General features: G+C 37.5%; 10 protein-coding genes and 1 pseudogene. 7 read left to right on the top strand and 4 right to left on the bottom strand.

Annotated features, from left to right (window positions below; all coding sequences use genetic code 11):
• Positions 1-443 precede the first annotated feature (443 nt).
• Positions 444-821, bottom strand: a complete 378-nt coding sequence (locus AC4PHI_RS05610; RefSeq protein ID WP_492201327.1) for a glycosyltransferase — start codon at positions 819-821, stop codon at positions 444-446.
• 323 nt (positions 822-1,144) lie between these two features.
• Between AC4PHI_RS05610 and AC4PHI_RS05615 the strand changes: the two genes are divergently transcribed.
• From AC4PHI_RS05615 to AC4PHI_RS05625, 3 genes are read left to right on the top strand one after another with little or no spacing between them, the layout of a single operon-like run.
• Positions 1,145-1,351, top strand: a complete 207-nt coding sequence (locus AC4PHI_RS05615) for a hypothetical protein (RefSeq protein ID WP_492201328.1) — start codon at positions 1,145-1,147, stop codon at positions 1,349-1,351.
• A gap of 8 nt (positions 1,352-1,359) precedes the next feature.
• The gene (locus AC4PHI_RS05620) at positions 1,360-2,850 is read left to right on the top strand and encodes an isopeptide-forming domain-containing fimbrial protein (RefSeq protein ID WP_492201329.1); all 1,491 of its coding nucleotides are present in this window, start codon (positions 1,360-1,362) and stop codon (positions 2,848-2,850) included.
• Positions 2,851-2,900: 50 nt separating this feature from the next.
• On the top strand, positions 2,901-5,468 hold the full coding sequence (locus tag AC4PHI_RS05625; protein ID WP_492201330.1) for a YfhO family protein: 2,568 nt from the start codon (positions 2,901-2,903) through the stop codon (positions 5,466-5,468).
• Here AC4PHI_RS05625 and AC4PHI_RS05630 read toward each other — a convergent pair.
• Positions 5,427-5,774: a transposase gene (locus AC4PHI_RS05630; RefSeq protein ID WP_492201331.1), complete on the bottom strand. Its 348-nt coding sequence runs from the start codon at positions 5,772-5,774 to the stop codon at positions 5,427-5,429. The genes AC4PHI_RS05625 and AC4PHI_RS05630 overlap by 42 nt on opposite strands.
• 605 nt (positions 5,775-6,379) lie before the next feature.
• Here AC4PHI_RS05630 and AC4PHI_RS05635 point away from each other — a divergent pair.
• A pseudogene (locus AC4PHI_RS05635) lies at positions 6,380-7,183 on the top strand (IS30 family transposase).
• 110 nt (positions 7,184-7,293) lie between these two features.
• Here AC4PHI_RS05635 and AC4PHI_RS05640 read toward each other — a convergent pair.
• Positions 7,294-9,429 carry a GH92 family glycosyl hydrolase gene (locus AC4PHI_RS05640; protein WP_492201332.1) on the bottom strand — a complete coding sequence of 712 codons (2,136 nt, stop codon included), beginning with the start codon at positions 9,427-9,429 and terminating at the stop codon, positions 7,294-7,296.
• Positions 9,426-10,508 (bottom strand): GntR family transcriptional regulator, encoded by a 1,083-nt coding sequence (locus AC4PHI_RS05645; protein WP_492201333.1) that lies wholly within the window; start codon positions 10,506-10,508, stop codon positions 9,426-9,428. The genes AC4PHI_RS05640 and AC4PHI_RS05645 overlap by 4 nt, the downstream gene beginning before the upstream one ends.
• 152 nt (positions 10,509-10,660) lie before the next feature.
• On the opposite strand from AC4PHI_RS05645, the gene AC4PHI_RS05650 reads away from it, so the two are divergent.
• From AC4PHI_RS05650 to AC4PHI_RS05660, 3 genes are read left to right on the top strand one after another with little or no spacing between them, the layout of a single operon-like run.
• Positions 10,661-11,950 carry a glycoside hydrolase family 125 protein gene (locus AC4PHI_RS05650; protein ID WP_492201334.1) on the top strand — a complete coding sequence of 430 codons (1,290 nt, stop codon included), beginning with the start codon at positions 10,661-10,663 and terminating at the stop codon, positions 11,948-11,950.
• A gap of 11 nt (positions 11,951-11,961) precedes the next feature.
• Positions 11,962-14,643, top strand: a complete 2,682-nt coding sequence (locus AC4PHI_RS05655; RefSeq protein ID WP_492201335.1) for an alpha-mannosidase — start codon at positions 11,962-11,964, stop codon at positions 14,641-14,643.
• Positions 14,643-15,515, top strand: a complete 873-nt coding sequence (locus tag AC4PHI_RS05660) for an ROK family protein (protein WP_492201336.1) — start codon at positions 14,643-14,645, stop codon at positions 15,513-15,515. The genes AC4PHI_RS05655 and AC4PHI_RS05660 overlap by 1 nt, the downstream gene beginning before the upstream one ends.
• Positions 15,516-15,529: the final 14 nt, after the last annotated feature.

Below are 15,529 nucleotides of genomic sequence, written 5' to 3' on the forward strand. Positions count from 1 at the left end.
GATACTAGATTTTTTAATTGAACCCTAGAGAAATTTTGATTGCTCTAAATAGTAAAAATTCCCTAAAATGAACGATAGCCCTCTCAATCAAGAGAGGGCTATCTAACTAATCAATATTTTGTATTTAAAGTTGTGAGGTTACTATTACTAGATTTTGAGTATTTCTCATTTAAACGATGTATTCCCTAACCTCTAATACATCCTTGTAGCTCTTTAGCTACGCCAGTTTTGAATAAATTTCTTAAAAATAAACTAAAATTGTCGCATAAAAATATTTTTCGTATCGTTGTATTATAGCACATTTAAAAATAAATTTCCAAGTATGACTGATAAAGACTATTATAACTAACCTAAGCAATAAAAAGATAAATGAATCACTCTGAAATCTGTTTGTTCCTCATCATACAGGAATTAATAGTTATTTCTTGAATGGATGTGATTAGCTAGTGCTCAAAATGTTTTTCTAGCTGCTTTAAAAGTTGAATATAGTGAAGGTATAGAGCCGTGAATCGGCTGTCGCTACTCGGGTCCCACGGCTTGGGCTGTCCACAAAAATGAAGGATAGCTGTATTGCTCATGACCCACTGCCGATCATGTTTGCTCAAGCTTCGAGTATAATAACTGACAGCTTTTCGGGTGTCATAATTCCAGATTTCTTCTGGAACTTCTTTTATATATTTACCATCTAGGAAGTTAAGGACATCTTGATCGGGAAACAGTAGCTCCCTGTCATGCTTTTCAATGACAAATACAATGTCTTCCAGTTTAATTTTCGATTGGGTCTTTTCTAAGTCAAGCAACGCCAATTTTAAAATAAGCAAATCTGTTGCTTACGTCGCTTGCCAATTAAATCGGTCAAGACAGACCATCAATAAGGTCTATCAATGGTTCAAACAAGAGAAAACAGCTCTGGAATACAAATAAAACAAAGATGGTGTTTTCGATCTACACAAAAATCTTGACGCAACCTATGAATCATTGTAACGTTTAATATAGACATTTGAATGGTTTTTTGTTATAGTGTGTTCATATAATGGCCAAATTTTGTTAAAAAAACTTCTCTTAAAATTATGCTAATACATCAAAAGAGTGATTACCGTGAAATAAGTTGCTAGTAACAAGCATATAGAAAGGATGATTTATTTTGAAAAAGAAAATAACTATTTCTCCTAGAATGTTAATTTCGATGATTTTGATTCTGATAATGGTTGTGGTTTTGATTACATACTTAATCATTTCACATTTCGATGACGGAACAGCCACTGCTGAAGATCCCAATCCTAATACAGAAAAAGTATATCAAAAGAGTAATAAAGTTGTTATTCCCAATGTCCAACCAAAAAGAAAGTAGGTATAGAAATGATTGATACCAATTCAAAAAAGATAAAAGTTATTTTTTTAAGTTTATGCATGATGCTGTCTATTTTTGTTCTATCCGAACGGGTGCTTGCTGCTGATGATGAGTCCCAGAGCTCAACGGAATCCAATTTAGTAACTGACTCATCTTCTGAAGGGACATTAAATACGATTGACTCTTCGATCCCAAATCCCGAAGCTGAAATAGTCAGTCAAGAAAAAATCGTTGAAAATAAAGTATTAAATGTGTATGAGGACACGACTTTTGGTTTCATATTGAAAATGGATTTTATCAATCTTACATCAGGAGACATCAATAATACGGCAGTGGGTGACGTGATAGAACGAAGAGTAACAATGACTAATCCATTGACCTCTATTATGGGGGTTGAGCTTTCCATGTCCATCAATAGTCTTTCGGAAGGTTGGGACTGTTGGGGAGGGCTGGTGCATATCCCTGTTTTAGATGAAGTAGGCCCTGAGGTTGTGAAATCAAATCTGGGTTCAGAAGAAATAAATCCCAACTTCTGGGGTTATCGTCTTTTTAAATTGTTGGGTGGTGATACGATTACAATCACCCAACAATATGAAATTATTTCCCCGACCGACATATACACGGATGAAGGAAAAACAAGTTCTTTGGTTAATCAGTATAGTTATTATCTTTACACATTTCACGATAATGATTTTCAAATAGATGATACGGGTTTTTTTACTAATATTAGTGATACAAATGATGGCAATGATACTGCATTTTACACTACTAACTCTGTGCCCCCAAAACTCGAAGTTTCCAAATCAGTGGAAAATTTAAGCGGAGAAGATTTTCATGTGGGAGACACCTTAAGATACAGTGTGAAAATTACCAACACTGTCAACAGATCTATCTTGACTTCTGGTATGATTGAGGATAAGTTGGATAAGCATTTAGACGAACCTCAGAACATCATACTGACTTATTCTGATGGAAGTATTGAAAATATCGATGCTAAAGAAGTTTATAATGAAGAAACACATGAAATAAATGTGGATTTGTTAAAGCGATTAGTTGGCAAAGATAGCGTTGAATTATCTTTTGAAACCAAATTATTGGATTCAGCAGTTGGTAAAACCGTAACCAATACGGCTATTGTCAAAGGGACTGGCTTATTAGGTGGTTACACATCAGCAGATTATAGCTATTCTTCATTTGGCCCGATCTTAGAAGGCGTAATGTGGGTAGATGGAATCGAGAGAACAGAGGTGCCTATCACTTCTGATGAAGTGACATTAAAGCTTAGTGACTCAACAGAAACAACAGAAACAACAGAAACAACAGAAACAACAGAAACAACAGAAACAACTGGACTTACAACTTCCAAACCAAGCGGTAAAAATAACAAAAGCAATATCTTGCCGAAAACTGGAGAGCATACGTCAGATTTACTTATAATAGTTGGTGTAGGATTAGTTTCCATCATCGTGTATTCTAAAGTAAGAAAAGCAAGAGAATAATCAAAAACCAGCAAACTAGTTTGCTGGTTTTCGTATGAGGGAGGTTAGCTGTGAATGTGAAAAAGAAATATATGTGGTATGTTACATGTATATTATTAACATTGAGCATCTTAATTAGTGCATATATATTAATGGGTTTTTACCCATTTGGAAGCAAAAGTATATACATATCTGACCTGCATTCACAATACAGAGGTTTTTTGATGTATGCTAAAAATTTGATGATGGGTGAGGAATCTGCTTTCTTTAGTTGGCATTTTTTTAGTGGCAGTAACATGATTGGTAATGTTGCTTACTATATGGGAAGTATTTTTAATTTTGTCTTGTTAGTTGTGCCAGATGAGTATTTCTATTTTGGTATTGTTATCATCATAGCGTTGAAATTTACTGCGATATCCTGTTCTATGTTCACTTTTCTCAACAACTCATTTACTAATAAACAAGAGGTCTCATTATTTTTATCTCTTTACTACACATTTTCAGGTATGTTCATTGGCTATTTTTTCAATATTATTTGGTTAGATTCATTCATTTTATTTCCACTTTTCTTAAATGAGTTAGTTTATAGCATAAGAGAAAAAGAAGTTCGAATCAGATATATATTTTTGTTCTTATTTTTAATCATTGCTAATTTTTACATTGCCTATATAATCATATTGTTTTCGCTATTCTTTGTCTTAGCTGGTTTGTATATAAATAATTATTCTCGACAAGATGTATTTAAAATTTGTAGTAAACTAATAGGGTATGCAATGTTTTCCTTAATGCTTTCCTCTGTGATTGTCATACCAACTATTTTTCAATTGTTAGAGGGTTTAAGAAATCAAACTGGGACTGCTGAAATACGTTTTTCAATAGCTAAGCTAAGTGCTAAAATATTTAACGGCGTCTATTTTAATCGATCTTTTATTAGTAGTTCGAAATCAGTTTATCCGCATTTATACAGCGGTATATTACCTATTATGACAGTTCCCATTTTTTTTATGTCAAAGAAAGTCTCTCGAAGAGAAAGAGTCTGTTTTGGAATATTATTTTCTTTTATAGTGTTTAGTTTTATTTTTCCGTTTTTGGGATACATCTGGCATGTATTTAGTTATCCGACAGGATTTCCTTATAGATTCTCTTTTGTGTTTAGTTTTCTAACTATCTTTTTGTGTGCATTAGGAATGGAAAAAGAGATTTTCAACTTAAAAAATATCTCTATAAGTGGTTTATTGTTTTCTATGGTACTGATGGTGTTACTTTTTAAAAGAGAACTTAATTTTACCTTATGGTTTTGGAATCAAGCACTGGTTATATTCTGGTTTATCATATTAATGTTTATAGATTCATTTAAGCGAAATAAAGCAGCATTGATTGTAAGTATTATATGTGTGTGTCTAGAGGTTTCGGTGCATCAAGTGTTGACATTAGCCAAAATGGATAATGTCACCCCTTTTAATGAATATGAAAAGAATGAGTCTGAGATAGTTTCCGAATTAAATGACATTAAAAAAAGAATAACTTCAAAAAGCTCTGACCTTACCCGTTTTATTTCGTTGGATAATCAGTTTGAAACAGATAATTTATACTACCGTTTTCCTTCTGTATCTGGGTTCAGTTCTATGGGCAACAAAAAATATATGAAGATGATGAGTAATCTTGGTTATCCTTCTAGTTATGTAAAAGTAAACAAAGAAGGAGGAACGATGCTTACAGATATATTACTGAGAAATCAGTATAAGCTCGTCGCTAGTGGGGATAGTAACTCAGATGATAATCAATTTGATTTAATTGCCAAAGGGAAGTATATTGACGTTCTTCAGGCTAAATATCAAAGCCCCGTAGGTTTTTTAATGAATGGATCGGATGCTAATGCAACATCATTACCTGATATTCAAAATAGTATCATCCGTAGTTTAGGTGGGGAGCCTAATGAATTTTTAAAATATTACGAAATAAAGCACAAGCAAGCAACCGGTGTCGTCATTAAGGATGGCACACTTAATCAAGTTTCTGAGGAAGCGGCATATACTTTCGCCTTGCCTAGAATGAGTGATGATGACATTTTATATGTTTTTTTTCCACCTTATTTTATAAATAATATAAAGTATATTTTAAATGGAGAAGTTTATGATATTGTTCCTGGATGGCATCAATTGAACAATACCTCAAGTGATGAGATAATGATTGTATGGAATGAAAATCAGATTATCCAAGATTTTCAATTATATTTCATGACCATTGATAGCGAAAAGTTATTAACACTAGTTTCCAATAGTGGCAATTCAGGTCTTGATATAGATGAAATGGCAAGCCAATCGTTTTCAGGTTCTATAAAAACAGATGATAGGGCAGATTTAATTCTTCCAATACCTTTCGATAAAGGTTGGCAATTTTATATTAATAAGAAGGAAATCGACATTAGTACTGGGTTTGGAGGATTGATATTACTAACGGATTTGCCTAAGCATCAAGAGGTTCACATCTCAGCAGTCTATACATCACCAGGCTTTGAATTAGGGAAAAACATATCGATTGTAACATTGTTTGCCTTGATAATATTTCTTTCAAGAAAAAGCAGTTGGATAAAAAGTTTAATTACCAAATTCGATTGGTATAAAAGAAAGTATTGCTAGTTCTACAATCTGGTTATTACTTTCAATGACAATTTTAGCTTGCTTGAAATAAGTTTTCGTTAGCTTAAAATAAGCAGTATTCATATCTGTGATGAGAAACTTTGCTTTATTTAATGTTTCTGGTGGATAACGGTTAAAGTGTTTTTCTAACTTGTCGTGTTGTCGATTCAGCCAAATATCCACTAGTTTCTCCGATTCACCATCGGCACAAATAAACGTCATCTTATCTTCTTGCGTCGCATGAGACAGAAATTCATCGACCATTAGGACAGTGGGTAAAGTGGTATTTACTTGGTTGTTAGGCATGTAGACTTCTAGACTTTGAAAAAGTCTTATCACTGTCGTGATAGACACATAACAGAGTTTGGCAATTAAAGTATACGAGATTTTTTCCCTTTAAAGAGCCAAGATTTTAAACTTTACATGCTCTAAAATAAAACAATTTTCCTTGTCAAACTAGGGACTGGCAGTGGTATATGAGTGACAATTGCGACAAAAATATTTCTGTTTCTTCAGCTTCATCACGGTAGGCATGTGATGATAATTCTCCGAGCGAATCATAGAAGATTTAGACCATTTTTAACGACAATGTGACTTTCTTTATGGTCAGTAGAACTAGAACCACATTTTTGGTAAGCTTTGGCAGCGGGTAAATAGTGGGTGTCAATAATCAATGATTGCTTGTCTTGATATGCTTCTTTAGAAACAGCTAAAATAATTAGCCCTGGCTCTATAATTCTGAGTCATGGCATATAGTTCTCCTTACTGTTTTTGTTTAGACGCTTTAATAGTAACAGAAGAACTATATTTTTTTATTTACGCCAATTGTAAAATTGAGCTAGACAACTAAAAAGTCATTTGTGTCACACTCAAAATAGTTCCTACCACAGAATTATAAGGAATGCATATAAATGACCTGTACTCATCTTATACCAAATGAAATCGTAATGATAGAATCTTATTTCAAAATAAACGAATCTGTTGCTAACGTTGCACGTCAATTAAAACACTCAAGACTGGCCGCCTGATGCTATCGTTGGTCGTGCAGAATTCCCAATCAATTGCTCTGTACGCACACTCTATCGTATGTTTGAAAAAAAGCCCATTCAACGTGCTTGACTTTCCTTTTAAAGGAAAGCGTAAGCTCATCGGGCATCAGGAAAGGCATGGCAAAAAAACTTTCGATGTTCGATCCATCAACGAAAAAGCGAGTACACCAACTATTCAAAAGAACTTGGTCATCTTGAAGGGGATACGATTGTCGGTGCCAAACACAAAAGTGCCGTTATCACATTCGTTGAACGTTTATCTAAAGTGATCATTACACTGAAACCACAGGGGAGACAAGCCATAAACACCGAAAATAGATTGAATCAGTGGTTCGAATCTGTTTTCAAACGCTTATTTAAATCCATTACTTTTGATTGTGGCAAAGAATTTTCTAATTGGAAAACTATCAGTAATGTCAATGATATTGATAGTTACTTTGCCGATCCTGGTACCCTTCATAGCGGGCTTTAAATAAGTATTCAAATGGACTGCTTAGACGTGATAGTTTACCTAAATCAACAGATTTTAGGGATGTCAGTCAAGAATTTATTTCTTCTGTGAGTTGTCACAGGAATCATACCCCTAGAAAATCATTAAACTATCAAACACTTATTGAAGGCTTTTTGAGTTATGTACAACAGGCAATTTATTCTAACTTAATTTAACAAATGAAATGTATTGAAAACCAGCTGCCGTGTACCGACCTTTCAAAACAGACAGCGAATCTACGTTTAAAGAGCCGGTACATATCACGAGTAGGTAATTACTATTTACTTTATTGGCTTAAACTATATGGATAGTCAGTTCGTTCGTAGTCCCTAGGTGTTGGAACGATGCCTAAATGATAGTCGATTTGTCCGCCCTTGACTAGTGTTTCATGACTAAAGAACAATTTCTCATAGGATTCATCATTCAGTTTAACCCCATGAAGGAACTGTTGTTGGGAATGATTTGGGGAGCTGCGTAGTGTTAGCTTATTTCCGTTGGACAAATAAACAGTTGCTTGATCAAAAAGGGGTAACCCAATCACATATTCTCCGCTTCCGGGACAAACTGGATAAAAACCAAGACTATTGAAGATAAACCAACCTGCCATGCTGCCGTTATCTTCATCCCCGGGATATCCTGAAGGAGTGGCAGAAAAACATTGAGTCATCAACTGTTTTAAAAGAGGCTGAGCCATTTCAGGTTTGCCAATGTAGCTGAATAAATACGGAAGATGAAAGCTAGGCTGGTTTGATATTGCTAGTTGGCCAAATTCAATGGCAGCCATCTCGCTCATTTCATGAATTTCAAAGCCGTAACCGGTCGTTCGGTAAATGGGAGCTTGGTTACATAGTTCAATAATTTTTTGTTGGAAAGCTTTCTCCCCGCCATAAAGTTTGATTAATCCGGCAAAGTCATGATAGACAGCAAAACTGTTTTGCCAGGCACTGCCTTCAGCGTAGTCTTTTCCCCAACTATGGAAATCAAAAGGTTCGCGGAAACGTCCTTGTTTGTCCTTTGCCCGCATAAATTTTGTCTGAGGGTCAAAAATGTTCCGGTAGTTTGTCGCCTGTGAACGATAAAAATCTGCTTCAGGGTCGGATAACAGATTGGCTACTTTTTGAATACAGTAGTCACTGTAACAATAGTCCAAGGTATGATTAACAGATTCGTGGTAGTCGGCGGGCACATAACCGTATGTTAAATAATCTTTTGTTCCTTGCCGACCGTATTTAGAGTCGGTTGACTGAACGGTTGCTCCTGTTTTCATCGCCTCCAAAAATTCAGGCATTAAATCAGACCGGATATCTTTGACTGCTGCATCGGCAATCACCGCATCGACTAATGTTCCAGGCATTAATCCCCGTTCGTCAGGAGACAGCCATTTTGGTAGAAAACCAGTTTCGCGGTAGCTATTGAGCAGTCCTTCTAAGATTTCTTCATATTTTTCTTGAGCAATAAGCGAAAAGAGGGGATAGACGGTCTTGTAAGTATCCCAAAAGCCATTGTTTGTATAAAGGACTCCCGGACGTATCTTTTTATTGTAAGTGTCATAATGAATTTTTCCACCTTCAACATTGATTTCATAGAAGGTCTGGGGGAATAAAAACATCCGGTACATATTATGATAAAAAGTATTTACTTGATTTTTGTCATGGTGTTCAACTCTGATACGGTTCAGGTATTCTTCCCATTTATTTTGTGAATTTTGTAAATACTCAGAAGCCTTTTGTTTTTGTTCCCGGCTAAGATTTAGAGCAGCTTGTTCAGGGGAAATAAAAGAGGTACCCAAGCGGATTTCTTGATAATTAAGCGCGCCAAATCTAATGATGATAAAAGAATCTTCTCCTGATAAGTCTCCTTCTACGGTTTGAACAGATTCTTTAAACGATAAAGTAAAATAAAAAGTAAAATCAGGGTCCTCAGTTCCAGAAAAATTAATGACTTCCCCTTTAATAGTGTGTGCGTCAATTTGTTGAAGCTTATAACGTCCGGGGAGAAATAAACCTAATCCGGCATCGTCCATCAATCCTTCCATAACAAGAATTCCGCCGTACATGCTGGGAATCAACTGAGATACTAACTGGTAACGGCAGCTTTTGATTTTGAGCATAGAGGGTTGAAAGATACTTTCTTCAGGACGGTAAGAAGTCTGTGCATGAAAAAGCTGCTGCTTTTCAATCTTTCCTGATAAAGGCTGGAAAATAAGGTGGCTAAAATCTCCCATCCAGGGACTAGGTTGATGGGTCAGGCGGTAACCTTGGAAAGTGCGGTCTTCCGGATGGAACCACCAACTGCCATTTTGATCGGTTGTTTGCGGGGCAAAATAGTTCATCCCAAAAGGAACACCTGTGTACGGCAGACAATTCCCATGAGAAAAGCTGTATTGATTATTTGTACCATGCCGTGTGTCAATAGTTATCATAAAGTTGCTTCTCCTTTGTCCAAATCAATTTCTCTGGAAACTGTTGCGGTGGAATTTCTCTCAATTAAAGAGACAGGGACTTTTAAGACTCGAAGTTGCTTGCTTGTTTGTTGGATTTCCTCCAACAAGGTCTGTGCTGCCAATTGTCCGAGGGCTTTGAAATTTTGTGCAATGGTAGACAATGGGATTTCAACTAGGCTTGCCGCCTGAATATTATCAAAGCCAAAGACTGAGAAATCTTCTGGAATGCGAGAGTCTAGTTGCTTTAACTGCCGCATCAGTTCAATAGCGGTAATGTCGTTTTCACATACAGCAGCAGTAATCTCATTTTGATGTAAATAAGTTGCAGCATTTGTTATTGTTGCACTGTTGTCATCAAGTTGTGTTCTAAAATCAAGTCGGTGATTATTTAGACCGTCAAGATAGCCAAGATAACGTTGGCGGACAGATTGGGGATGAATCTCGGAACCGAAAATATAAGCGATCCGCTCATGGCCCAATTGAATCAATCTTTCAGCAGCAATTTTTCCCCCTTCAAAGTTATCAGGCAGAACCGTGGGAAAGGGAAGATCGTAAATGATTTTATCAAGGATGACCACCGGAAAATCTTGGATGGCTAATTCATAGAGTAAATCAATGTGACTTTCAGTGTTTTCAGCATAATAAAGAAGACCATCAAATTCATTCATTAAATTTTCAGTTGTTTGGCCATCAAGATAGCTTGATGGGGTCATCAACAGCTCCATTCCTCTTTCCTGAAGCGGCGGATAGAAACCTTCATTAAAATTTCCCATAGGAGCATTGTTGCTGAAAGGTAAGATAAATAAAATTTTATTTTTTTCGGCTGCAGATGCTAAAGTGCCATTTCTTGGTTTAACGAAACTGCCGCTCCCTTGTACCCGGTAAATGTAGCCCTCTTGCTCCAGCTCAGTCAATGCACGTTTGGAAGTGATACGGCTGACCTCATAGAGTTCTGAAAGTTCTTTTTCCGTAGGTAACTGGCTTTCCACAGGTCTTTTTCCTTGGAGAATTTCCTTTTTTAAATCTTCGAATATTTTTTTATATAAAGGCTGAGACATGGTAAACCCCCTCTTGTTGATATATCATTTGATTTAATAATACTACTTAAAACGTATTTAATCAATTGTTTTTAATTTATTATGGACAAAAATGGTATATCAAGTTATACTTGTTTTGAATTATTGATATAACAAAAAGGATAGGTGATAATATGGTTTACAAAGAAATCCCGCATTCAGTCAAGGAATTTATGGAAACTATTACAATTAAGTGTGGAGTGGAGCATGCTCATTGGGCAGAAAATTTTAATGCCGCTTTCGCCAATACACTATTAACAACTGTCAAACGTCATGAAGATGGCACTACTTTCCTTTTAACAGGCGACATTCCGGCGATGTGGTTAAGAGATTCAACTGCTCAAGTGCGTCCGTATTTGGTAGTTGCCAAAGAAGACGAAGATTTGGCAGAGATGATTAGTGGTTTAGTGAAAAAACAATTTTTCTATATCAACTTGGACCCTTATGCTAATGCATTTAACGAAGAGGCAAACGGTGCCGGCCACCAAGACGATCAAACAGAAATGAATGATTGGATTTGGGAGCGCAAATACGAAATTGATTCCCTTTGCTATCCTGTCCAGTTAGCTTACCTGCTTTACAAAAATACTGGGAAAACAGATCAATTCAACAAGAATTTCGTTGAAGGAGTCAAAAAAATTCTGACAGTTTTTGCCACTGAGCAAAATCATGCCGCGTCACCTTACACTTTTATGCGGGATACTTGGCGTGAAGAAGATACCTTAATCAATGAGGGCAGAGGGGCAGAAGTGGCACCAACTGGAATGACTTGGTCAGGTTTCAGGCCAAGCGATGACCGCTGTATTTATGGCTACCTAGTGCCTTCCAATATGTTTGCTGTTGTCATTTTGGACTACATAGCTGAAATTTTTTCATCGATATTGGATGATCAGGCGATTGTTGAAAAAGCGAAAACCCTGAAAGAAGAAATTAATGCTGGTATTCAAAAACACGGTATCACCAAAAACAAGGCGGGAGAAACTGTTTACGCTTATGAGGTGGACGGGTTGGGCCATGCAACGCTGATGGATGACAGTAATGTCCCAAATCTGATTTCTGCACCTTACCTAGGTTACACAGACGAAAGAGACCCATTGTATCAGACTACCCGGAACACATTATTAAGCAGTGAAAATCCTTATTTTTATGAAGGAAAATATGCTAAAGGTATCGGCAGTTCTCATACGCCGGAAAATTATGTTTGGCCAATTGCTTTAGCAATGGAAGGAATGACTACTTCCGATAAAAATGAGAAGAAGAGGATTTTAGATTTGTTAGTAGCCAATGATGCAGGAACTCATTTGATGCATGAAGGTTTTGATGTTAATGATCCTAATCAATATACAAGGGAGTGGTTCTCTTGGGCGAACATGATGTTTTGCGAATTAGTCATGGATTATTTTGATATACGGGTGGAAAAATAAGGAGATTTTTGATGAAGAAAAAAGTTTATATTGTTTCCCACAGTCATTGGGACCGTGAATGGTATATGGCCTATGAACAACATCATATGCGTTTAGTCGAACTTATGGATGATTTGCTTGAATTGTTTGAAACAGATGAGGATTTTCATAGCTTTCATTTAGATGGACAAACGATTCTTCTTGACGATTACTTGGAAGTTCGTCCGGAAAAAAAAGAAGCTGTGCAAGCAGCAATCACAGCTGGAAAATTGCAAATCGGCCCATTTTATATTTTGCAAGATGATTTTTTGATTAGTTCAGAATCCAATGTCCGCAACATGCTGATTGGTGTTTCTGAAAGTGAAAAATGGGGTACGCCAGTAGCTTTGGGCTATTTCCCTGATACCTTTGGCAACATGGGTCAAGCACCGCAATTGATGTTGCAGGCCGGGCTGAAACGGGCAGCTTTTGGCAGAGGAGTCAAGCCTATCGGGTTTGATAATGAAGTGCTTCCCGATGACAACTATGCTTCCCAATACTCTGAAATGTACTGGGACGGTCCAGATGGCAGCCGAATCTTCGGGTTATTGTTTGCTAACTGGTACAGTAATGGCAACGAAATCCCCGTGGACAAACAAGAAGCTCAAATCTTTTGGCAAAAGAAACTAGCAGATGTAGAAAAATACGGTTCCACCAGACATCTGTTGATGATGAACGGTGTGGACCACCAGCCAGTTCAAAAAGATGTAACTGAAGCGATTCGTGTGGCAAATGAATTGTTCCCGGAATATGAATTTGTGCATTCCAGCTTTACCGAGTATTTGGATGCGGTTGAAGGGGATTTGCCTGAAAATATAGGAACTGTTCAAGGGGAGCTGACTAGTCAGGAAACAGATGGCTGGTACACATTAGCCAATACAGCATCGTCAAGAGTTTACTTAAAACAGTGGAATACTAAGGTTTCCCGTCAACTAGAAAACATTGCTGAACCTCTTTCGGCCATGGCTTACGAATTGACTGGCAATTATCCTCATGATCAACTTGACTATGCTTGGAAACTGCTATTACAGAATCATCCTCATGACAGTATTTGCGGTTGTTCAGTCGACGAGGTTCACCGGGAAATGATACCGCGCTTTGAAAAATCATTTGAAGTTGGTAAATTTCTGGCAGATGAGGCTTTGACAACACTGACAGAAGCCATTGATACTAAAGGATTTCCAGAAAATAGTTGGCCTTTTGTCGTATTTAACACTACTGGTGTGAAACGCAGTGATATAGCAGAAGTGGAAATTTCATTAGAACGTAAACTATTTAAAGAGGGCATCCCAAGCGAGTTGTTTCGCTCCTTAAAAAATGCTCCTTCTAAAAATTATCAAGTAATCGATGCTGAAGGTAGAGTTCTGCCCGCAGACATCGGGGTAGAAGAAGTGCGTTTCAATTACGATTTGCCTAAAGAAGCTTTCCGAATTCCATATATGGAAAAATTTGTAAAAGTTAGAGTGATGATATCTGAAATGCCAGCATTTTCTTGGGAAACTATGACTTTGGTCATTAGTGAAGCTTCACCGTCAGTCGAGGAAATCGTAAAAGATGAAGGTCGAGTTTTAGAAAATGATAAAATTAAGGTGATTGTTGCAAAAGATGGCAGTCTTTCCCTGACGAATAAGCAATTGGACCAGACTCTTGACAACTTGCTGGTATTTGAAAATGTCGGTGATATCGGCAATGAATATATTTTTAAACAGCCTGCAGGTGACAATGCTATTTTATCAACAGATTTTCCTTATGAAATAGAAATTCTTGAAAATTCTACTGTGGCTGGAAGTATCCGTCTGACTCACCAGATGCGAATTCCTCCCTCGGCAGATGAGCTCTTAGCAGTGGAACAACAAGCAGTGGTGGAATTTCGCCATCGTCAAGCTCAAAGGTCCGAAGAGCTTATTGATTTTAAAATCGAAACAGTCATTTCTCTTGACCGCGAAACCAGTCGCGTTTCTTTTCAAACTACTGTGGACAATCAAGCAAAAGACCATCGTCTGCGGGTGATGTTCCCCACAGGTTTGGCTAGTTCGACGCATGTCGCTGACAGTATCTATGAAACAGTAGTGAGAAATAATCAACCTTCTGAACATTGGGAAAATCCATCCAATCCACAGCACCAGCACGCTTTTGTTAGTATCCACGACAGTGATGTTGGGGTAACGGTAAATAATTTTGGTCTGAATGAATATGAGATTGTAGAAAACACAATTGCTTTGACTTTATTGCGCTGCACAGGGGAGATGGGGGATTGGGGATATTTTCCTACCCCAGAGGCTCAATGTCAGGGAGAGCATACTTTGTCGTATGGCATTGAATTTCATGCTGCAGAGGACAGGTTTGAAGCCTATAAACAGGCTCAGGCATTGCAAGTTCCTCTGGTTGCCGCCCAGTCTGCTCATCATGAAGGACAATGGTCGGCGATAGACCGCTACATTGACATAAGTGGTGAAACCTTTGCGGTAACAGCATTAAAACGTCATAAAGTGACCCAGCAGTTAATATTGAGAGGTTATAATTTGTCGGAAAAGACAAGCCTTGTTTCTGTTAAAAAAGATTCCAGTTCAGGACTTGTGTTACTGAATCTTCTGGAAAAGGATTTGTCCAGCGAAGTATCCCCTGAACTAAGTCCTTATGAAATTAGAACCATCGGCTTTAAGGAGGATCAATAATGTATTATGGCGGTATTGAAGCAGGCGGAACCAAGATGGTTTGTGCTGTTGCTGACGAAGATTTAAACATATTGGAGCAAGTATCGATTCTTACAACGACTCCGGAAGCCACAATGAAAGAAATTTTTACTTTTTTTGATCAGTTTGACTTAATTAGTATAGGCATCGGTTCTTTTGGCCCGATTGGTATCGATCCAGCAAAAGAGAACTATGGTTACATTTTAGCAACACCAAAAAAAGGCTGGCAACAATTTGACTTCTTGGGAGCTGTTCAAAAACGATATGCAGTTCCAATTGAATGGACAACAGATGTCAATGCTGCGGCATACGGCGAGTTAAAACTTGGGGCAGCCAAAGGATTAAAAAGTTGTGTTTATCTAACTGTGGGAACTGGTATCGGTGGCGGTGTTGTGGTTGACGAACAAGTTTTTTCAGGCAGGACACATCCCGAGATGGGGCATATATTTGTCAAGCGTCATCCTGATGATGACTATAAAGGCACCTGCCCTTACCATCAAGATTGCCTTGAAGGCGTTGCTGCAGGACCTTCATTAGAAGCTCGGACGGGAATTAAAGGACAGCATTTGCCCGAAGACCATGCAGTTTGGACATTTGAAGCTTTTTATATTGCACAGGCACTGATTGCTTACACTTTGACGTTTGCACCGGACCGAATTGTTTTGGGCGGCGGGGTAATGAATCAGAATCACTTATTACATAAAATCAGACAGCAGTTTGTTGAACAGATGGCTGGTTATGTAGAGACACCAGAAGTCACGGACTATATTGTCCCGTGGGGGTTGCCAAATCAGAGCGGCATTACCGGCTGTCTGCTGCTGGGACAAAAAGCAGCGGCAGAGCATTCCGGTTAACAATAGTGAAAAAA

It is taken from the genome of Vagococcus sp. QWL-13, from assembly GCF_058683555.1.